The sequence below is a fragment of the Rosenbergiella sp. YN46 genome (assembly GCF_036620675.1).
Taxonomy (GTDB): Bacteria; Pseudomonadota; Gammaproteobacteria; order Enterobacterales; family Enterobacteriaceae; genus Jejubacter.
Map to the genome: position 1 here is coordinate 1 of NZ_JAZHEE010000009.1, position 20,693 is coordinate 20,693.

The 20,693-nt window shown below is 57.4% G+C and carries 14 protein-coding genes, 1 other RNA gene and 2 CRISPR repeat arrays; of the genes, 7 read left to right on the forward strand and 8 right to left on the reverse strand.

Annotated elements, in window-relative coordinates; all coding sequences use genetic code 11:
• Nucleotides 1–163: 163 nt before the first annotated feature.
• Nucleotides 164–1,219 (reverse strand): PLP-dependent cysteine synthase family protein, encoded by a 1,056-nt coding sequence (locus V3W49_RS09315; RefSeq protein WP_500145078.1) that lies wholly within the window; start codon nucleotides 1,217–1,219, stop codon nucleotides 164–166.
• Between the two features lie 123 nt (nucleotides 1,220–1,342).
• Here V3W49_RS09315 and V3W49_RS09320 point away from each other — a divergent pair, with 123 nt between their 5' ends.
• From V3W49_RS09320 to amtB, 5 genes are all read left to right on the forward strand, one after another.
• The gene (locus tag V3W49_RS09320) at nucleotides 1,343–1,795 is read left to right on the forward strand and encodes an Lrp/AsnC family transcriptional regulator (RefSeq protein WP_500145079.1); all 453 of its coding nucleotides are present in this window, start codon (nucleotides 1,343–1,345) and stop codon (nucleotides 1,793–1,795) included.
• Between the two features lie 66 nt (nucleotides 1,796–1,861).
• Nucleotides 1,862–3,631, forward strand: coding sequence for a SmdA family multidrug ABC transporter permease/ATP-binding protein (locus V3W49_RS09325; protein WP_500145080.1), 1,770 nt, complete (start codon nucleotides 1,862–1,864; stop codon nucleotides 3,629–3,631).
• The gene (locus V3W49_RS09330) at nucleotides 3,624–5,402 is read left to right on the forward strand and encodes a SmdB family multidrug efflux ABC transporter permease/ATP-binding protein (protein WP_500145081.1); all 1,779 of its coding nucleotides are present in this window, start codon (nucleotides 3,624–3,626) and stop codon (nucleotides 5,400–5,402) included. The genes V3W49_RS09325 and V3W49_RS09330 overlap by 8 nt, the downstream gene beginning before the upstream one ends.
• 224 nt (nucleotides 5,403–5,626) lie before the next feature.
• Nucleotides 5,627–5,965, forward strand: a complete 339-nt coding sequence (gene glnK, locus V3W49_RS09335) for a P-II family nitrogen regulator (protein ID WP_500145082.1) — start codon at nucleotides 5,627–5,629, stop codon at nucleotides 5,963–5,965.
• Nucleotides 5,966–5,990: 25 nt separating this feature from the next.
• Entirely contained in the window at nucleotides 5,991–7,277 is a 1,287-nt protein-coding gene (gene amtB / locus V3W49_RS09340; protein WP_500145083.1) for an ammonium transporter AmtB, read from the forward strand.
• 212 nt (nucleotides 7,278–7,489) lie between these two features.
• Here the strand turns inward: amtB and tesB are convergent, their stop codons facing one another.
• Complete coding sequence (tesB, locus tag V3W49_RS09345; RefSeq protein ID WP_500145084.1) at nucleotides 7,490–8,353, reverse strand: acyl-CoA thioesterase II; 864 nt, start codon at nucleotides 8,351–8,353, stop codon at nucleotides 7,490–7,492.
• A 188-nt stretch (nucleotides 8,354–8,541) separates the two neighbouring features.
• Between tesB and V3W49_RS09350 the strand changes: the two genes are divergently transcribed.
• On the forward strand, nucleotides 8,542–9,111 hold the full coding sequence (locus tag V3W49_RS09350; protein ID WP_500145085.1) for a YbaY family lipoprotein: 570 nt from the start codon (nucleotides 8,542–8,544) through the stop codon (nucleotides 9,109–9,111).
• 208 nt (nucleotides 9,112–9,319) lie between these two features.
• Nucleotides 9,320–9,837: direct repeats of the CRISPR family, unit length 29 nt; unit sequence GTGTTCCCCGCGCTAGCGGGGATAAACCG.
• Nucleotides 9,838–9,900: 63 nt separating this feature from the next.
• Here V3W49_RS09350 and V3W49_RS09355 read toward each other — a convergent pair.
• A complete protein-coding gene (locus V3W49_RS09355) occupies nucleotides 9,901–10,215 on the reverse strand; it encodes an MGMT family protein (protein ID WP_500145086.1) in 315 nt (104 codons plus the stop codon).
• Nucleotides 10,216–10,386: 171 nt separating this feature from the next.
• On the opposite strand from V3W49_RS09355, the gene ffs reads away from it, so the two are divergent.
• An RNA gene (gene ffs, locus V3W49_RS09360) (signal recognition particle sRNA small type) lies at nucleotides 10,387–10,483 on the forward strand.
• Nucleotides 10,484–10,703: 220 nt separating this feature from the next.
• Nucleotides 10,704–11,587: direct repeats of the CRISPR family, unit length 29 nt.
• 68 nt (nucleotides 11,588–11,655) lie between these two features.
• On the opposite strand, the gene V3W49_RS09365 is transcribed toward ffs, so the two are convergent.
• The 5 genes from V3W49_RS09365 to V3W49_RS09385 form a co-directional block, all read right to left on the reverse strand.
• A complete protein-coding gene (locus V3W49_RS09365) occupies nucleotides 11,656–12,327 on the reverse strand; it encodes an N-acyl amino acid synthase FeeM domain-containing protein (protein ID WP_500145087.1) in 672 nt (223 codons plus the stop codon).
• A gap of 337 nt (nucleotides 12,328–12,664) precedes the next feature.
• On the reverse strand, nucleotides 12,665–14,641 hold the full coding sequence (locus V3W49_RS09370; RefSeq protein ID WP_500145088.1) for an alkyl/aryl-sulfatase: 1,977 nt from the start codon (nucleotides 14,639–14,641) through the stop codon (nucleotides 12,665–12,667).
• Nucleotides 14,642–14,837: 196 nt separating this feature from the next.
• Nucleotides 14,838–17,945, reverse strand: coding sequence for an efflux RND transporter permease subunit (locus V3W49_RS09375; protein WP_500145089.1), 3,108 nt, complete (start codon nucleotides 17,943–17,945; stop codon nucleotides 14,838–14,840).
• Nucleotides 17,942–19,438, reverse strand: a complete 1,497-nt coding sequence (locus V3W49_RS09380; RefSeq protein ID WP_500145090.1) for an efflux RND transporter periplasmic adaptor subunit — start codon at nucleotides 19,436–19,438, stop codon at nucleotides 17,942–17,944. Before V3W49_RS09380 ends, V3W49_RS09375 begins: the two co-directional genes overlap by 4 nt.
• Nucleotides 19,435–20,688 (reverse strand): TolC family protein, encoded by a 1,254-nt coding sequence (locus V3W49_RS09385; RefSeq protein ID WP_500145091.1) that lies wholly within the window; start codon nucleotides 20,686–20,688, stop codon nucleotides 19,435–19,437. The genes V3W49_RS09380 and V3W49_RS09385 overlap by 4 nt, the downstream gene beginning before the upstream one ends.
• Nucleotides 20,689–20,693 lie beyond the last annotated feature (5 nt).

The window sequence follows — 20,693 nt, forward strand, 5'->3', positions numbered from 1 at the left end:
AACGGGCTCTTATGCCTTAGTTGTAAGTGTCTACCATGTCCCCGAACAAGTGTTCACTATGTCCCCGGACCGTACACCCGAAACGGGAGAGGGAGTTCCCCGGCAATGAACGGAACAGCTCGCCATATCCATCCTGCCAGCTGTTGCCTTCAAAGGCGGCTTACTAATTTGCGAATTTCATCATCTGATCAATTTGCGCCCGCCATGGCTGCGGATCGCCGATGTGTTCCGCCACCCACTGCGGATTGTAGTAAGTTTCCAGGTAGCGATCGCCGCTGTCACACAGTAGCGTCACGATGGCGCCCTGACGCCCTTCGTCACGCATCCTGACCGCCAGCTGTAGCGCCCCCCACATATTGGTACCGGTGGAAGCGCCAGGGCGGCGCCCTAACTGGCTTTCCAGCCACTGCATGGCGGCAACGCTGGCGGCATCGGGAACCCGCATCATCTCGTCGATGGCGTCCGGAATAAAAGACGGTTCAACCCTGGGGCGGCCGATCCCCTCGATCCGGCTACCGATAGTGCTGGAAAGCGACGGGCAGCGCCGTTGCCAGTAATCGAGAAAAACCGAGTTATCCGGGTCCACCACCGCCAGCCGGGTGGAGTAACCTTTACAGCGCAGATAGCGACCGATGGTGGCGGAAGTACCGCCTGTACCAGCGCTCATCACGATATAGTCCGGCACCGGGAAAGGTTCGCTTTCCATCTGGCGGAAAATACTATCGGCAATATTGTTGTTGCCGCGCCAGTCGGTGGCCCGTTCGGCGAAGGTGAATTGATCCATATAGTGGCCGCCCAGCTCCCGGGCAAGCTCTTCAGCAGCGGCGTAAATCTCGCAGGGACTGTCCACAAAGTGGCAGCGACCGCCATAGAAGGTGATTTGCTCTATTTTGCGGCGGGCGGTACAGCCGGGCATCACTGCGATAAACGGCAGACCGAGCAGCCGGGCAAAGTAAGCTTCGGATACCGCGGTAGAGCCGGACGAGGCTTCGATAATCGGCATACCTTCGCGGATCCAGCCGTTGCACAGGCCATACAGAAACAGTGAACGCGCCAGGCGGTGCTTCAGACTGCCGGTGGGGTGGGTGCTCTCATCCTTCAGATAAAGATAAATACCGGGGAAGGCGGGCAGCGTCAGCCGAATCAGATGGGTATCGGCAGAACGCTGGTAATCGGCGTTAATTTCGTTAATGGCCCGGGTGGCCCACTGTCTGTTCATGGCTGGGTATCCGTTTGTCTGTTTGTGCAGCGCTACTTTACTCCGGAGTTCGGAAAAAAGGATTGCTATTTGGCCCCCTTACGCCCACCATGATAGAAAATATTTCTCTGTTATGGCGGCTGTATGGATAAAATTGACCGCAGTCTGCTGGCGCTGCTTCAGCAGGACTGTTCGCTCTCTTTGCAGGAGCTGGCAGATGCCGTTAATCTGACCACAACGCCCTGCTGGAAACGCCTTAGGCGGCTGGAAGAGTCGGGGATCATTCAGGGCCGGGTGGCGATGCTGGATCCCGAAAAGCTGGGGCTGGGGCTAACGGCCTTTGTGCTTATCAAAACCCAGCAGCACAGCAGTCAGTGGTACAACCAGTTTGTGGCGGCGGTAGACGCCATGCCGGAGGTGCTGGGCTTCTGGCGTATGGCAGGGGAGTATGACTATCTGATGCGGGTTCAGGTGGCGGACATGAAGCGCTACGACGACTTCTATAAACGCCTGGTAAACAGTGTGCCGGGCCTGAGCGATGTAACTTCGAGTTTCGCCATGGAACAGATAAAATATACCACTGCGTTGCCGCTTTGAACCCGGGTAACCCTTTTTTGTTCTGTTGCGCCCAGCCGCGGGTCGGCGAGATCAGGAATTTGTCGCGTGCGATTATTTGCTCAATTAAGCTGGTTTTTTCTCCGCGAATGGCGGCGCTACCTTAGCGCAGTATCCCTGCTGATACTGGTCTCCATTCTGCAACTGATCCCGCCCAGGCTGGTGGGGGTTATTGTGGATGGCGTGACTGAAAGCCATTTCACTACCGGGCAAATCCTGAAGTGGATTGGTCTGATGGCGCTGATTGCGGTGATGGTCTATCTGCTGCGCTACTTCTGGCGCGTGCTGCTGTTTGGCGCTTCTTATCGCCTGGCGGTGGAGCTGCGCGAGTCGTTCTATCGCCAGCTTTGCCGCCAGAATCCCGCCTTTTACCTGCGTCACCGTACTGGCGATTTGATGGCCCGGGCCACCAACGATGTGGACAGGGTCGTATTCGCCGCCGGGGAAGGGGTGCTGACGCTGGTGGATTCGCTGGTGATGGGTTGTGCGGTACTGATTGTTATGAGCACGCAAATCAGCTGGCAATTGACGCTGCTGGCGCTGCTCCCTATGCCGGTCATGGCGGTGGTGATTAAACGCTATGGCGATATGCTGCACCAGCGCTTTAAACTGGCTCAGGCGGCTTTTTCCGTCCTGAACGATCGCACTCAGGAGAGCCTGACCAGTATCCGCATGATCAAATCCTTCGGACTGGAGGACAGACAGTCTGCGCTGTTCGCCGATGAAGCGCGCGATACCGGCGAGCGTAACCTACGGGTGGCTCGTATCGACGCCCGCTTCGATCCCACTATTTATATCGCCATCGGAATGGCCAATTTGCTGGCGGTAGCTGGTGGCAGCTGGATGGTGATTCAGGGAACGCTGACCCTGGGGCAACTGACCAGTTTCACCATGTATCTTGGTCTGATGATTTGGCCGATGCTGGCGCTGGCGTGGATGTTTAACATCGTTGAACGCGGCAGCGCCGCATACAGCCGCATTCGGACGCTGCTGGCAGAAGCGCCAGCGATTGTCGACGGCGACCAGCCGCTACCCGCCGGGCGGGGAACGCTTCAGATGGATGTGAAGTCGTTCCACTATCCCGAAACGGCTGCGCCGACGCTAACCAATATCGCATTCACTCTGACTCCCGGCCAGATGCTGGGGCTGTGTGGCCCGACCGGATCTGGTAAGAGCAGCATACTGGCGCTGATTCAGCGCCACTTCGACCCCGATCCTGGTGAAATTTGTTTCCATGGTATGGCGCTAACCACACTGCGCATTGATGACTGGCGCGCCCGGCTGGCGGTGGTGAACCAGGGGCCTTTCCTGTTTTCCGATACGGTGGCGGCTAATATTGCTCTGGGCCGCCCGGACGCCACCCGGCAGCAGATAGAAGAGGCGGCGCGGCTGGCCTGCGTGCATGACGATATCCTGCGTCTTACCAATGGCTATGACACCGAAGTGGGGGAGCGCGGGGTGATGCTCTCCGGCGGTCAGAAGCAGCGTATCGCTATTGCCCGGGCTCTGTTGCTTGATGCTGAAATACTGATCCTCGACGATGCGCTGTCGGCGGTGGACGGGCGCACCGAGCACCAGATCCTCCAGAACCTGAAAACGTGGGGTAAAGAGCGCACGCTGATTGTCAGCGCCCACCGTCTGTCGGCCCTGACGACGGCCAGCGAGATACTGGTGCTGCAACGTGGTCAGGTGGCGCAGCGCGGTCGCCATGACCGGTTGGTGGAACAGCCTGGCTGGTATCGCGATATGTACCGCTATCAGCAACTGGAGGCCGCACTGGATGAAGTGCCGGTCGACGAGGAGGCGACGGATGCGTAATCTGCGTCAATTGTGGCCGACCCTGAAGCGACTACTGGCTTATGGTTCACCCTGGCGTCGACCCCTGATGATAGCGGTGGCGATGCTGTGGATCGCGGCAGCGGCGGAAGTCAGCGGTCCGGCGCTTATCAGCTATTTTATTGATAATATGGTAGCCCAGCATCGGTTGCCGGTGAAACTGGTGGCGGGGCTGGCCGCGCTCTATCTCTTTCTGCAGATTCTGGCAGCGTCACTGCACTACGCCCAGGCGCTGCTGTTTAACCGCGCTGCGGTGGGCGTGGTGCAACAGTTGCGCACCGACGTGATGGATGCGGCGCTACGTCAGCCGATTAGCGCCTTCGATACCCAGCCGGTGGGGGAGTTGATCTCCCGGGTGACCAACGATACTGAAGTGATTCGCGATCTCTACGTTACCGTCGTGGCGACGGTGCTGCGTAGCGCAGCGCTGATAGGCGCCATGCTGGTGGCGATGTTCAGCCTGGACTGGCGTATGGCGCTGGTGGCGATAGCCATCTTCCCGGCGGTGCTGGTGGTGATGCTGATTTATCAGCGTTACAGCACCCCCATCGTGCGCCGGGTACGCAGCTGGCTGGCGGATATTAACGATGGATTTAATGAAGTGATTAACGGCATGGGCGTGATTCAGCAGTTTCGCCAGCAGGCGCGCTTCGGCGAGCGAATGGGGCGCGCCAGCCGGAATCACTACCAGGCACGAATGCAAACCCTGCGGCTTGACGGCTTTTTGCTGCGTCCGCTGCTGAGCCTGTTTTCCGCGCTGATCCTGTGCGGCCTGCTGATCCTGTTCGGCTTCAGTCCGCAGGGCACTATCGAAGTCGGGGTGCTGTACGCCTTTATCAGCTACCTCGGACGCCTTAATGAACCCCTGATTGAGCTGACCACTCAACAGTCGATGCTACAGCAGGCGGTGGTGGCCGGGGAGCGGGTTTTCGAACTGATGGATCGCCCACGCCAGCGCTATGGCGACGATACCCGGCCGCTGGCAGGCGGCAGTATCGCCATTCACGGCCTCTCTTTTGCCTACCGCGACCAGCAGTGGGTACTGAAGAACATCGATCTGGAAGTGCCGTCGCGCGGCTTTGTGGCGCTGGTCGGGCACACCGGCAGCGGCAAAAGCACGCTGGCTAACTTGCTGATGGGCTACTACCCCCTGACTCACGGCGAGATTTTGCTGGATGGTCGTAGCCTGGAAAGCCTGAGTCATGAAGTATTGCGCCATGGCGTAGCGATGGTGCAGCAGGACCCGGTGGTGCTGGCGGATACGTTCTTCGCTAACGTCACTCTGGGACGTGATATCAGCGAACAGCGGGTCTGGCAGGCGCTGGAGACGGTGCAGCTGGATGCCTTGGCTCGCAGTATGCGCGACGGGATCCAGACCCGGCTGGGCGAACAGGGGAATAACCTGTCGGTGGGCCAGAAGCAACTGCTGGCTCTGGCCCGGGTGCTGGTGGCGCCGCCGGAGATACTGATTCTTGATGAAGCTACCGCCAGCATTGACTCCGGTACTGAACAGGCCATTCAGCGGGCGCTGGCGGTGGTGCGCGAGCATACCACCCTGGTGGTTATCGCTCATCGTCTTTCCACCATCGTGGAGGCAGATACCATCATGGTGCTGCATCGCGGTCGGGCGGTAGAGCGCGGTACCCACGAGGCGCTACTGGAAGCCAGAGGCCGATACTGGCAAATGTATCAGCTGCAGCTGGTGGGCGATGAACTACAGGCTGCCGGGCGCGAAGAGACGCTGATTGCCTGATGCACCATTCCGGGGCGCGCGCTTAACCCGGCGCCCCGTTCCCCGTTTTTGCGCACCATAATAGTGCGTCAATATCCTCCAGTGGTCTTTCAGTCTGCATGTCGGTCATGCATTCCCCCCTATCTGAATCCCCACCCGGGGGCCGTTGGCGTTGAATAACGCGTTTTGGCATGTCCCTTGCTTTATCCCCTTGTATGCGGCTTTTACCCGGACGGAGGGGAATTATGAAGTTGGTTACGGTGGTCATTAAGCCATTTAAGCTGGAAGAGGTGCGCGAGGCGCTCTCCTCTATCGGCATTCAGGGGCTGACGGTGACGGAAGTGAAGGGCTTCGGGCGCCAGAAGGGCCATGCGGAGCTGTATCGTGGCGCGGAGTACAGCGTCAACTTCCTGCCTAAGGTCAAAATAGATATCGCCATTGCCGACGATCAGGTGGATGAAGTGGTGGACGTCATTAAAAACGCCGCCTGGACCGGCAAGATCGGCGACGGCAAGATTTTCGTCGCCGAGCTGCAGCGGGTGATTCGTATTCGTACCGGCGAAGCCGATGAAGCGGCACTATGACTGGCCTTGAATGGGGATAATTAAGATGAAAAAACTGACCTCAAAAATCGGCTGCTGCACGCTGGCTCTGGCGCCGGGTCTGGCGATGGCGGCGCCTGCCGTAGCCGATAAGGCGGATAACGCCTTTATGATGATTTGCACCGCGCTGGTGCTGTTTATGACGATACCGGGACTGGCGCTGTTTTACGGCGGGCTGCTGCGCGGGCGAAATGTCCTTTCGATGCTGACTCAGGTAAGCGTCAGTTTCGCTATGGTTTGCGTACTGTGGGTACTTTATGGCTACACGCTGGCCTTTGGGGAAGGGGGCGCCTTTTTCGGCAATCTTGACCAGATTATGCTGAAGGGGATTGAGCTGACGGCCCTGACCGGCTCCTTCTATCAGTATATTCACGTGGCTTTCCAGGGCTCTTTCGCCTGTATTACCGTGGCGTTAATTGTTGGCGCCCTGGCGGAACGCATTCGTTTTTCGGCGGTACTGATTTTTGTGGTGGTGTGGCTGACGCTTTCCTATATACCCATCGCCCATATGGTGTGGGGTGGTGGATTGTTGGGTACTCATGGGGCGCTGGACTTCGCGGGCGGCACTGTGGTGCATATTAACGCCGCGGTTGCCGGTCTGGTTGGGGCCTGGCTGCTGGGCAAGCGCGTGGGTTACGGCAAAGAGGCCTTTAAGCCCCATAATTTGCCGATGGTCTTTATGGGCACTGCGGTTCTCTATATCGGCTGGTTCGGCTTTAACGCCGGTTCCGCCAGCGCAGCGAATGAGATTGCCGCGCTGGCTTTTGTGAATACCGTGGTGGCCACGGCAGCGGCGATTCTGGGCTGGATCTTCGGCGAGTGGGCGCTGCGCGGCAAACCGTCGCTGCTTGGCGCTTGCTCTGGCGCCATCGCCGGGCTGGTGGGCATTACCCCGGCTTGCGGTACCGTGGGTGTTGGCGGTGCGCTGATTATCGGCCTTGTTGCCGGTCTGGCCGGGCTATGGGGCGTAACGGCGTTGAAACGCTGGCTGCGGGTGGACGATCCCTGCGATGTCTTTGGCGTCCACGGCGTGTGCGGCATTATCGGCTGCGTGCTGACTGGCATCTTCACCGCCACTTCGTTGGGCGGTACCGGTTTTGCCGATGGCGTGACGATGGGACATCAGGTACTGATTCAGCTGGAAAGCATCGCCATTACCGTGGTCTGGTCAGGAGTGGTGGCCTTTATCGGCTATAAACTGGCGGATATCGCGGTCGGACTGCGGGTGCCGGAAGAGCAGGAGCGCGAAGGACTGGACGTCAACAGCCATGGCGAGAACGCCTACAACAACTGAGTTATGGCTCCGTGCATTAAAAGCCCGAGCCTCGTTCGGGCTTGAGACTGTTGATAAACCTGGGTCAAACGCGGTCGGTCAGAATCGCTGAAAAATAAACAAGGAAAATCAATTTATTGAGTTTCGGCTGATAAACATTAAAGAGGGAAAAACCACGCTTTTTCCCTCTTTGTCATCAACCTGAAGCCCGAATCTCGTTCGGGCTTTTTGCGTTATTCGCCGTGGCGACGAATAACGCCTTCCTGTACCGATGAAGCGACCAGCTGGCCGTCCCGGTTATAAAATTCTCCGCGCACAAAGCCGCGGGCGCTGGAAGCGGAAGTGCTCTCTACATCGTAAAGCAGCCAGTCGCTGATATCGAACGGGCGGTGGAACCACATGGAGTGATCGATGGTCGCCACCTGCATGCCGGGCTCCAGGAACCCGACCCCATGGGGCTGAAGCGAAACCGGCAGAAAGTTAAAGTCGGACGCGTAGCCCAGCAGATACTGGTGTACGCTCAGGCAGTCAGGCACCGCGCCATTGGCTCGCAGCCACACCTGGCGTTTGGGGCCGTCGACGTGCCCTTTGAGCGGGTTATGGAAGGTGACCGGGCGTATCTCCAGCGGTTTCTCGCCCAGAAACTTATTGCGGGCCTTTTCAGGTAGCAGGTGAGCCAGCGAGCGGGCGATATCGCTTTCCGATTTCAGCGATTCGGGCGGCGGGGCGTCCGGCATTGTTTTCTGGTGCTCAAAGCCCGGCTCCGGCGCCTGGAAGGAGACGGTCATATAGAAAATGGGTTTGCCGTTCTGGATAGCGGCGACCCGACGGGCGCTGAAGCTGTTGCCGTCGCGTAGTACTTCCACATCGTAAACGATGGGTTTCTGGGTATCGCCGGGGCGAAGGAAGTAGCTGTGAAAAGAGTGTGCCAGTCGGGCTTCCGGCACCGTCTGTTTAGCGGCGGAAAGCGCCTGGCCCACGACCTGGCCGCCGAAGACGCGCTTTAGCCCAAGGTCTTCGCTCTGGCCGCGAAACAGTCCCTCTTCGATCTTCTCCAGTCGTAGCAGCGTCAGCAAACTATCAAGCGCCTGGCTCATCTTCTTTCCTCTTATCTGGTCAGTCTCAATGCTTCTCAGTATACCGCACAACCCGGCAGGGGCTGATAAGTTCAATTGTCTGATTCCCCGTCCTTTAAGAGGAAAAATCTGGCATGATGTGCCACACTTAGAGGCATATCTGGTGTAGATCACCCGGTTTGGTATGCATTGATAATAAGGAGAAATCAATGAAACTGGTGCATATGTTAAGTGGTTTGGCGATTGCCGTGGCTCTGGCTGGCTGCGCACAGGAAGGGTCTGAACAGGTTGCCGCGCCGACGACTCAGGGTGCAACGATAGCCGGAACCACTACGCAGAACGATCTGCGTCTGCCTAATGTCTCTGGCTCTGTCTGGTTGAAACAGAACGTGGTGTTGCCGCCGAATGCGGTGCTGACCGTGACGTTATCTGACGCTTCGCTGGCAGATGCGCCTTCGAAGGTGCTGACCCAGAGAGCGGTACGAACCGAAGGGAAGCAGGCGCCGTTTACCTTTATCCTGCCGTTTAACCCCTCGGACGTGAAACCGAACGCCCGCATTCTGTTAAGTGCGGCCATTACGGTTGATGATAAGCTGATGTTTATTACCGATACCATCCAGCCAGTGGTGAACAACGGCGTGACCAAAGCGGACGTGACCCTGGTTCCGGTACAGCATACGGCGGTTCCGGTGAAATCAGGCCCCAGCGCCGTGAATCAGAGCAGCATGCTGTCGGGCTCACAGCAGCAGGGTTCCGCTGCTACGCCGACCCTGTACTGAATTGTCGGTTTTCGTTCTGCTAAGGCGCCTGTCTGGCGCCTTTTTTTATGATATATGATCGGTGAATGGCGGATAGTCTGGGTAGTGAGATAATGAGTTTTTAATAATCAAAGGGTTATAATTCTTTGTCGCCATGATTTATGCTGCAAACGGTGGTGGATTTTATCTGCTATGAAAAACTTTTTAAAAACAGATGGATATGTCTGGAGTGTTCCCCGCGCTAGCGGGGATAAACCGGGGGTCCATCCGGATCTGGTCAGGCTGGCTCGGTGTTCCCCGCGCTAGCGGGGATAAACCGTGATAGTTCTCGATCGTTCATTTGGTTAGCATGTGTTCCCCGCGCTAGCGGGGATAAACCGAACATCTTCTAAATCCATTGCTACCCCCATAAGTGTTCCCCGCGCTAGCGGGGATAAACCGCGTATCGCAAGCCAGGTTGACCCTCACATCAGGTGTTCCCCGCGCTAGCGGGGATAAACCGTGATGGCGAGCGGCGTTGATGTACTCAACAGCGTGTTCCCCGCGCTAGCGGGGATAAACCGTCAGGGGAAATAACCCTGGCATGGTCTGACCTGTGTTCCCCGCGCTAGCGGGGATAAACCGATTATCCGCCGCTTGCGTGAGCTGGAAGAGCAGTGTTCCCCGCGCCAGCGGGGATAAACCGAGAACGACGCTCTGATTGCTGAGTGGCCCTTGGTGTTCTCCGCGCCAGCGGAGATAAACCGATATAATGGGGATGATTCAGCACGTTACCGGCGTGTTCCCCATGCCAGCAGGGATAGAAAAGACTTAATAGCGCCAGCGGTAGCGCTGGAGATCGATTTCACCCTGCCCGGAAACCTGCACGCCTTCAGCCAGCAAGGCCTGACGCTGACGCTGGAGATCGGGGCCGGTCAGCGAAATTACGCCGTGGCGGTTCACGACTCTATGCCAGGGAAGACGGCTTCCCTCCGGCAGCCTTTTGAGTACGCCGCCCACCTGGCGCGCCGCGCGTGGCGAACCGGCCAGTTGTGCCACCTCGCCGTAGGTGGTGACGCAGCCTTCGGGAATGGCGGCGACAATCTGATAGACCCTTCTGGCGAAAGTATCCTGAATCTCTTCCATTGCCTTGCTCCTGTTGTGGGCCATCAGAATAAACAGCCAGCGGAGGAGTGTGAAGAGCAGGTTGTGCAAGAATCAGGCATCCGGGCAGGGGCGGCTTGCAATTGCATCATCGTATGGCGATAATGCCCCGGCGCTTGTGGAGCTGGCTCCGCAAGTCCTCAATGGGGGCTCTGTTGGTTCTCCCGCAACACTAACTTGTGAACTCGGTCAGGTCCGGAAGGAAGCAGCCGCAGCAGGTGACGTGTGTGCCGGGATGTCGCTGGCAGGGCCCCCACCCAATTCAGGGTTATTATTTTCTCTTCAATTCTTTTGTCCTTCAGCCTGAGAAGCCGCCACCTGGTGGTGGATTCGGAACGCATCCGTAGTACATATTTTTTATCTTTAATAATCAATGCATTATATTTTCTACTGGCAATGATTTATGCTGAAACTGCTGGTGGATTTTATTCTGTATAAAAACACTTTAAAAACATATAGATAAGCTTAGGGTGTTCCCCGCGTCAGCGGGGATAAACCGGGCATCACGGTCAGCATCGTGCTGGATACCAGGTGTTCCCCGCGTCAGCGGGGATAAACCGTTTTCGCGTAACGTAGAGACAGATAACAACGGGTGTTCCCCGCGTCAGCGGGGATAAACCGCGCGTAAGGCGTACATCGATATGGAGGAGAAGGTGTTCCCCGCGTCAGCGGGGATAAACCGGAAACGAAAGAGGCTGTCAGCCTGGAGGGAATGTGTTCCCCGCGTCAGCGGGGATAAACCGAGTTTCAGATAGCGGTAAACAGGTTGGTTTATGTGTTCCCCGCGTCAGCGGGGATAAACCGCATACTGGGAGGCCAGCTGACGGATACGGGGTGTGTTCCCCGCGTCAGCGGGGATAAACCGGACTGGAAAGACATTTTCACCGCTCTGTGGCTGTGTTCCCCGCGTCAGCGGGGATAAACCGAACATAAAACCCCATCAATGCTTATAATTAGTGTGTTCCCCGCGTCAGCGGGGATAAACCGGCGAGCCGCTGATTTACCCGCCAGAAGATGTCGTGTTCCCCGCGTCAGCGGGGATAAACCGGCATGTTTAACAGCCTGTCTCATATGCTGGCCGTGTTCCCCGCGTCAGCGGGGATAAACCGGCATGGTTATTTCTGAATATTGCATTGCTGGACGTGTTCCCCGCGTCAGCGGGGATAAACCGCAACCCGATTATTGTGTCCGGGCGGTAGATGAGTGTTCCCCGCGTCAGCGGGGATAAACCGCAGAGGCTGCAAGAGCGGCAATTGAGCAGCAGGTGTTCCCCGCGTCAGCGGGGATAAACCGGCGTTTCACAGCGCGTGACCGTGGCCGGAGACGTGTTCCCCGCGTCAGCGGGGATAAACCGGTGAATGAAGATAAATAACAGTGCGCCCGGGAGTGTTCCCCGTATTCGCAAAAGAGCACGCTATTCCATCAGTTTCGCATCGCCACAGGGGCACTGCTCTCCATACCACACAGGTAGCTGTAAACCCGCGCATCCTTATCGCAGATGACGTATCTGTCCTTCATAAAGCGTACATCGTTGACGGATTTATATTCGCAAAGCAGACCCAGCTCGCACAGTACGCGGATCCATCCCAGCGGGCCGTAAGATTTCTGTTCGTAGATTTTACGTCTGACCTTCTTCACATCCGCCCGTAGTAGCGTGGTCTGTATGTCCTGGTAGTCCGGATGCGTTTTGGCTTCGCTGGCCCTTTCGAACAGAAAATTATTCACGTAAAAGTCGGCGGTTTTTTCCTTAACCTGAATAAAAACGTCGTCGACCTTCTCAATGAAAATGGCGTAGATCAGCACCTTCATATAGAGTTTGAAAACGATACCGTCCGAGATAGCCGATTTTTTTACCGATAGCGTGCCAACTTCTACACAGGAACGTCCGTGAAACGCCGGAGAGTTGATTTCATCGTTAAATAGTTTCATGCAGGGTAGGGTGTGATGCTTAATGATGCTAATGGTACCGACGACCTCTTTCTGATATCTGGCCAGGAATAGTTTGCTCTCCGGGTTTAATAGTCCCTCATTATATAAGAATGATTTGTTTTTCTGGCTAATGATTCCGTTGCTGACATATTCGTTGTAGAGCACTTCCATGCCTTTGAGAAAGTCGACGAATTCCCTTGCTGGTTCGATGGTTATACTTGATGGTAATCTGTTGATAATGTTGCATATTTTTATTGTTCTTTTATTTAGTATGCCGTCATTTATTGCCTTTATTGACACGTTTTTTTTAGCCATCCCGCTCCACCTGATTGAAAGTTTACCAACAAAATACATTAAATATAATTAACTATTTCAATCGTGCGCATGAGGATTATCTGAACTATCAACTGGTCGGGCCGCCAGTGGCTGAAGCTAAAAAAGCCGGAGTATTGAGCTCCGGCTATTTCTAAAAATGGGGTTCAGTCACCCGGAATAAACGCCATTATGGCGTAACGATATTGAACCAGAATTCAAATTTGTCCATATAACTCAGCAGCTCATCCAGCTTCGCCGCATCGCCGTCAATCTTCATATCGCCGTTATCGCGGGCCTGCTTAATGGTTTCTTGCTTAAGGATAATCTTGTTCAGGGTGTCACGGGAAAGCGTAATGGTGGCATCCGCATTCTTATCCTGGGCGTTGGCGGTATGGTTCAGCACGCCATTTTCCAGCTCCAGCTTATATTTACCGCCATCGTTACCCAGGTCGATGTTCAGTACCGATTTTGCGCCAGCCGCTTTCTGCCCGTTAAGATGTACCGCCAGATAGTCGAAGAACATCTCCGGCGTCATGGCGCGTACGGTATCCGGGCTGGCGGTATTCGGGGTCGGCAGTTTCTGTACCCCGTTGCGCAGCTCCTGAGCGCCGGTCAGGTAGAAATTACGCCACGGGCCAGATTCTGCCTGATAGCCTAACTGTTCCAGCGCATCCGCTTCCAGATTACGCGCCGCCTGGTTTGACGGGTCGGCAAAGACCACCTTGCTGACCACCTGCGCCACCCAGCGGTAGTTGCCCTGAGCGTAATCCTGTTTCGCTTTGGTGAGGATATTGTCAGCGCCGCCCATATACTCAACGAACTTTTTCGCAGCCTGTTCCGGTGGCAGTTCGTCCAGGGTGGCCGGGTTGCCGTCGAACCAGCCCAGATAGAGCACGTAGGTCGCTTTAACGTCGTGGCTTACGGAACCATAGTATCCGCGGCTGGACCAGGCTTTCTCCAGCGTCGGCGGCAGTTTGAAGTTACTGGCGATTTCGTCGCGGGTCAGACCTTTGTTGGCCATACGCAGCGTCTGGTCGTTGATATAACGGTACATGTCTCGCTGGTTTTTCATCAGTTTAACGACGTTATCGTTGCCCCAGGTCGGCCAGTGGTGTTGGGCCATAATGATTTCAGCTTCGCCGCCCCAGCGATCGATGGCGTCGTTAATGTATTTCGACCACGCCAGCGGATCGCGGATTTTGGCGCCGCGCAGCGAATAGGTGTTATGCAGGGTATGGGTTACATCTTCTGCGGCTTCGATCATTTTCTTCTCTTTGATGTACCACAGCATTTCAGACGGTGCTTCCGAGCCGGGCGCCATCATAAAGTCGTAGGTCAGGCCGTCTATCTTCTCTTCCTGACCGGTTCTGGTGATGTAATTAGTCGGCGCTATCAGGGTTACGGTACCGGCAGAGGTGGTGGTGCCCAGACCGGCGCCGACCTGGCCTTTGGCGTCTGGCTTAAGCAGGTTGCCATACATGTAGCTGGCGCGGCGGCTCATCACGTTACCGGCCATCATGTTTTCAGAGACCGCTTCTTCCATAAAGCCTGCCGGGGCATAGACTTTCACCTTGCCGGATTTCACATCGGCTTCATCGATCACGCCGCGCACCCCGCCGTAGTGATCCACGTGGCTGTGGGTGTAAATCACCGCCACCACCGGTTTTTTACCGCGGTTTTTATAGTAGAGATCCATACCGACCTTTGCGGTTTCCGCGGAAACCAGTGGATCGACCACGGTGATGCCTTTTTCCCCCTCGATAATGGTCATATTCGACAGGTCGAGGTTACGAATCTGATAAACGCCGTCGGTCACTTCAAACAGGCCGCTGATATTAATCAGCTGCGACTGGCGCCACAGGCTGGGGTTGACGCTATCCGGCGCTTTTTCGTTTTCTTTAATAAAGGCGTATTTTTGCGGATCCCAGACCACATTGCCTTTTTCGCCTTTAATCACTTCCTGGGGAATAGCGGCGATAAACCCTTTATGGGCGTTGGTAAAGTCGGTGTTATCAGAAAACGGTAGTTTGTTGTAAAGCGCGTTGTTGGCCTGCTTTGTGGCTTCGGTCGCCTCCTGGGGCCCGGCCTGAGCGAAAACGGGAACGGTAATGGTGGTCAGCAGACCGGCGAGCGCCAGACTCCTGATAACAGGCTTCAGTTTCATTGGAAAAACCTCGTGTGGTTATCATCGCGATAAATCCGTTTTCACGACAGGTTGCGAATAAAAACGATGACGGTGTAAGAACAGTCATGGGATAGTCAAAGGATAGCCAGCATTAGAAAAACCGTTTAGTTAATAACGACTTTAGCCTGGCTTAAGAAAGGCGATATTCCCCGCCGGGGCGGGGAATCAGTGGGGATCATTTTTTACGGTGGGTCAGCAGATAGAACGCCGGAATCACCAGCATCGAGAGCAGCGGGGCGCTGATCATCCCGCCAATCATCGGTGCGGCGATGCGTTGCATTACCTCAGAACCGGTGCCATCACCCCACATAATCGGCAGCAGGCCCGCCATAATGGTGGCGACGGTCATCGCCTTCGGGCGTACCCGCAGTACCGCGCCTTCGTGGATTGCCGCATTCAGCGAACGGGGCGTTTCACCGCCGTGCTTATCCAGGGCGTGATTCAGGTAGAGCACCATAATCACGCCAAATTCCGCCGCTACGCCGGCCAGGGCGATAAAGCCCACCGCCGCCGCCACCGACAGGTTGTAGTCCAGCAGCCACAGCAGCCAGACGCCGCCAATCAGCGCAAAGGGCAGGGTGCCCATAATCAGCAGGGCGTCGCGCACCCGCTTAAAGGTGAGGTAGAGCAGAATAAAGATAATCGCCAGGGTGAAGGGCAGCACCAGCGTCAGCTTTGCCGCAGCCCGCTCCAGATACTCATACTGTCCCGACCAGCTCAGGGATACGCCTTGCGGCAGTTTGACCTGGCGGTCGACGGCCTGCTGCATATCCCGTACCGCTGAAGCCAGATCGCGATCGCGGATATCTACGTAGATCCAGTTGGTCAGACGGGCATTCTCGCTTTTCAGCATTGGCGGGCCGCTGGCGACGCTGATATCCGCCAGTTCGGCCAGGGATATCTGCTCTCCGCCGGCGGTGACAACGGGCATCTCGCGCAGCTTTTGCAGCGAATCGCGCATTTCGCGCGGATAGCGCACGCTAATGGGATAACGTTCGCGCCCTTCAATGGTGGTGCCGATATTATCGCCGCCCACCAGGCTCGCAACCAGCGACTGTAGCTCCTTCACCGACACGCCGTAGCGCGCCGCCTTGCGCCGGTCGATGTCGATGTTGATATAACGCCCGCCGTCCAGACGCTCGGCCAGAGCGGAGGTAACGCCCGGAACGGTGCGCACCACCTGCTCGATCCGTTCAGCGGTCTTTTCGATCTGCGTGATGTCATTACCGTTTACCTTGATTCCCACCGGACTTTTAATGCCGGTGGCCAGCATATCCAGCCGGTTACGGATCGGCGGCACCCAGACGTTGGCGATGCCCGGCACCCGTACCCGACTGTCCAGATCCTCGATCAGTTTTTCCATGGTCATGCCCGGACGCCATTGATCCTTTGGCTTAAAGCGGATCGTGGTTTCCAGCATGGTCAGCGGCGCCGGATCGGTCGCGGTATCGGCCCGTCCTGCCTTACCAAAAACGGTATCCACCTCCGGTACCGTTTTGATCAAACGGTCGGTCAGCTGCAGCAGGCGCGCCGCCTCCCGGCTGGAGATACCGGGCAGGGTGGAGGGCATGTACAGCAGATCCCCTTCGTCTATCTGCGGCAGGAATTCGCTACCCAACTGGGAAAGCGGCCAGAGCGTGGCGACAAGCAGCGCCGCCGCTATCCCCAGGGTCGCTTTCGGCCAGCGCAGCACCTTCTCCAGCATGGGTTCATACAGGCGGATCAGGATGCGGTTCAGCGGGTTTTTATTCTCATCCGGAATCTTTCCGCGAATGAAAAAGCCCATCAGGATTGGCACCAGGGTAATACCCAGTCCGGCCGCTACCGCCATCGACCAGGTTTTGGTAAAGGCCAGCGGCGAGAACATCTTCCCTTCCTGGGCCTCCAGCGTGAAGACCGGAATAAACGAGAGGGTGATGATAAGCAGGCTGCAAAACAGGGCGGGGCCCACTTCTGAAGAGGCCTGCCGGGTTATTCGCCAGTAGTCGGCCGATTGCGGCGTCTGTTGGGGATGGTCGCGGCGCCACTGCTCCAGCACCTTGTGCATGTTCTCTATCATTACGATGGCGGCATCCACCATGGCGCCGATGGCGATGGCGATTCCCCCCAGCGACATCATATTGGCGCTGATGCCCTGATAATGCATGACGATAAAGGCGCCAAGGATCCCCAGCGGCAGCGTGATTATCGCCACCAGGGCGCTGCGGAAGTGGAACAGGAACAGGGTGCAGACCACCGCCACCACAATGAACTCTTCGATCAGCTTTTGGGTCAGGGTGTTAACCGAGTTTTTAATCAGCGGCGAGCGGTCATAGACCGGCACGATCTCCACCCCCCGGGGCAGGCTTTTTTTCACCTCTTCCAGCCGGGCCTTCACGGCGTTTATGGTGGTCATGGCGTTTTTACCGGAGCGCATAATGGTAATGCCGCCCGCCACTTCGCCTTCGCCGTTAAGCTCCGCTACGCCGCGGCGAATCTCCGGGCCGCGTCTGAGGGTGGCGATATCGCCGAGCAGAACCGGCACGCCGCCGCGGTTGGCGATAACCACATTGCGAAACGCCGCCAGGTTTTGCAGATAGCCGGAGGTGCGCACCATATATTCCGCTTCGCCCATTTCCAGTACCGATCCGCCCCCTTCCTGGTTGGCGCTCTTGATGGCATCGATCGCCTGGGCGTGGCTGATGTTAAGGGCCCGCATGCGATCCGGGTTGAGCACCACCTGGTACTGCTTCACCATGCCGCCGACGCTTGCGACCTCCGACACGTTCGGCACGGTTTTCAGTTCGTATTTCAGTATCCAGTCCTGGATAGCCCGCAGATCCCCCAGGCTGTGATTGCCGCTGCGGTCGACCAGCGCATACTCATAAACCCAGCCTACTCCGGTGGCGTCCGGCCCCAGCGAGGCTTTTGCCTCCGGGGGCAGGCTGCTCTGTACCTGGCTCAGGTATTCCAGCACCCGGGAGCGCGTCCAGTAAAGATCGGTGCCTTCATCGAACAGAATATAGACCCAGGCGTCGCCAAACATGGAAAAACCGCGTACCGTTCTGGCGCCGGGAACCGAAAGCATGGTGGTAGTGAGCGGATAAGTTACCTGATCTTCCACGATCTGCGGCGCTTTTCCCGGATAGTTCACCCGAATGATCACCTGGGTATCGGAGAGATCCGGCAGTGCGTCCAGAGGCGCCTGCTGTATCGACCAGACTCCCCAGGCTGCCATGATGAGCGTGGCAAGCAGCACCAGCAGCTGGTTGCGCAGCGAGGCGCGAATAATCGCGGCGATCATGGCTGCTCCTTATGGCCATGTCCGGCCATGTCGTTCACAGGCACGATCGAGGCGATATGTACCCCGTTATCGTCCATCGTAAAGCTGAACATCACTCGCTCGCCGGGTTTAAGCCCGGCTTTTTGCTCCGGCGTAATGGTGAAATCCATGGTCATCGCCGACCACTTCAGCGCTGGTATCGGGTCGTGAGCGATGGTGATCGCCTCCGGATTCAGTGCTCTGATAACGCCATGGGTGCTCCAGCGCTGTGGCGTCTGCTGCGGGGCCTTTTGCACATCGCTCATCTGGGGCAGAGCGCTACGCAGGCTGGCTTCGGAATCAATCAGGAACTGGCCGGAGGTGACCACCTGCTGACCCTCTTCCAGACCGCTGCGGACTTCAAGCATACCGTCGCTGCTACGCCCGATAGTGACCGCCACCGGACGAAACAGGCCGTCCTTTTCCTGAATCAGCACTCGTCCGCCATCGCTGGTGGCGATGAGCGCCTCTTCGGGAATCGTCAGCACCGGCGCGCTGTGGGTGGCGGCATCCAGCCGGACGTTAAGCACCATGCCCGGTTTGAGCTGCTGGCGCGGATTATCCAGCATTACGCGGGCCTTCAGAGTACGGGTGGCGGGTTCCAGATCCGCCAGCAGTTCGGTAACGGTACCGTGGAAGCTTTCACCGGGCCAGGCGTCGGAGGTGGCTTCAACTTTCGCTCCCTGATGAATCTGGCTGGCCTGACTTTCCGGGTAGTCGATCACCATCCAGACAGGATCCAGCGCCGCCAGTTCAAACAGTCCCTGATTCGCTGCGACCTGGCTTCCGGTGCGGACTTCCAGTTTGCTGATATAGCCGTCGCGTGGGGCGCGCAGCGTGATGCGCGCTTGAGGGGCGCCGCTGCGCTCAACGGCGCGAATAATTGCTTCCGGCATAAACTGCAACCGCAGGCGAGCGCGGGCGGCGCGGGTGAGCGCGCCGTCGCCCATCTGGCGCACCGCCAGATACTCCCGCTGGGCGGCGGTCCACTGGGGGATCCACAGCTGTGCCAGTGGCTCATTATGCTTCACAAATTGCTGGGAGGCGCTGACCCACAGCTTTTCTACCCGTCCGGCGGCGGGGGCCGGGACGATATCGATACTGCGTTCATCGGTGGCGACAGTGCCAAAAGCGGCAAGCCGGTTTTCAGGCGTGCGCAGGGTCACCGGCGCTGTTCGTACGCCCAGATTCTGCTGCTGGCGTGGAGTGATCTGTACGCCGCTATCGTCCCGGGCTTCGTCGGCATAGCGCGCAACCAGATCCATGTCCATAAAGGGGGATTTCCCCGGCTTGTCGAAACGGGTACCGGGAACCATGGGATCGTACCAGTAGAGCACTTTGCGTTCCTGTTGCGGACTTTGGTGTCCTGCATCAACGGAAGCGGGGGAGTGGTGAGTGGTGCTTCCCAGCCAGTAGCCGCCAATCGCCAGCGCAATGGCGATAGCGGCCAGCGATAAAGAGGTTTTCAGTGTCATGACCGGGACTCCTGAGGTGTCAGGTAACGGATGGCTGCCCAGGCGTCGGCAAGCGCTTTTTCGGCATTGTTGCGGGCGATTTCGCCGCTTAATAGCTCGCGGCGGGCGGCAAGGAGTTCTGACAGCCCCGAACTGCCCGACTGATACTGGGCTTTCATCAGACGGGCCTTTGAACGCAGCAGCGGCAGAACGTCGTTGACCTGGCGGTCATAAATGGCTTTTGCCGCGTTGTACTGAGAGATCAGCTGATTAAGCAGCGCCTGATGTTCGCGCATTAGCAGCGTTAACTGGTCGGTGGCCTGGTAAGTGCGGGAAACATCCGCCGCGTGGTCTTTATCCTGGCGTTTGCCCTGGAACAGGGGCAGATCGACGGTGAACATCACACCGGCCATATCGTCCATGCCATCGGCGCGTTTGGCGTAGTAAACCTCTATGCCCACGTCGGGGATAGCGGCCACCTCTGACTGGCGGGATTTAGCCCGGGCGGTTTCGGCTTCGCGACTGGCCTGAACGATCTCCGGGTGCTGTTTTATGGCGGCGATAAGCGTGGCTTCGTCGGCAGGCAGGCGCCCGATGCGCGGCAGCGGGCCGGATACGGCGGTAATGTTTTGCCCCGTAAGCTGCATCAGTCTGGCCTGCGCGATCTGTAGGTCGCGGCGGGCGTTGTCCGCCTCGTTTTCCATGGCGTTCAGGGCCAGTCGCAGATCCAGCACGCTACTGGCGTTGGCCGCTCCGCTGGCCACGCCGGCGATCTGGGCGCCGCCCTGGCGACGGGTTTCGGCAATCAGCGCTTCAATAGCCTTCAGCGTTTTTTCCGATGTCGCCAGATTGAGCCACGCCTGAGCGGTGTCGCGCTGGAGTCTGGCGCGGATCACTCCGGTATTGGCGGCAGTTTTGCTGGCTTCGGCGCGGATGGCGTCCGACCGCCGTTCGCGCTTGGTGCTGCTGACGTACTGTTGCATTACGCCGATCCGCTGCATGGTCATGCCGTCACGAGTCAAACGGCGACCGTTTCCCCCTTCCACCGGGACATTTTCGATACCGAATTTCAGTTTGGGATCCGGCAACTGCATGGCGGAATCCGCCATGTTATTTAGTGCGTTAACCTGATGGCCGTTAGCGGAAAGCTCCGCCGAATAGTTTTCCGCGGCGCTGAGCGCCTGTGCCAGGCTGGTGGCGCCAGCGGTGGCGGAAAACAGGGACAGCATCAGGGGCAGCCCACAGGCCGCCCTTTTCAGATTGAGGTTCATGTTCG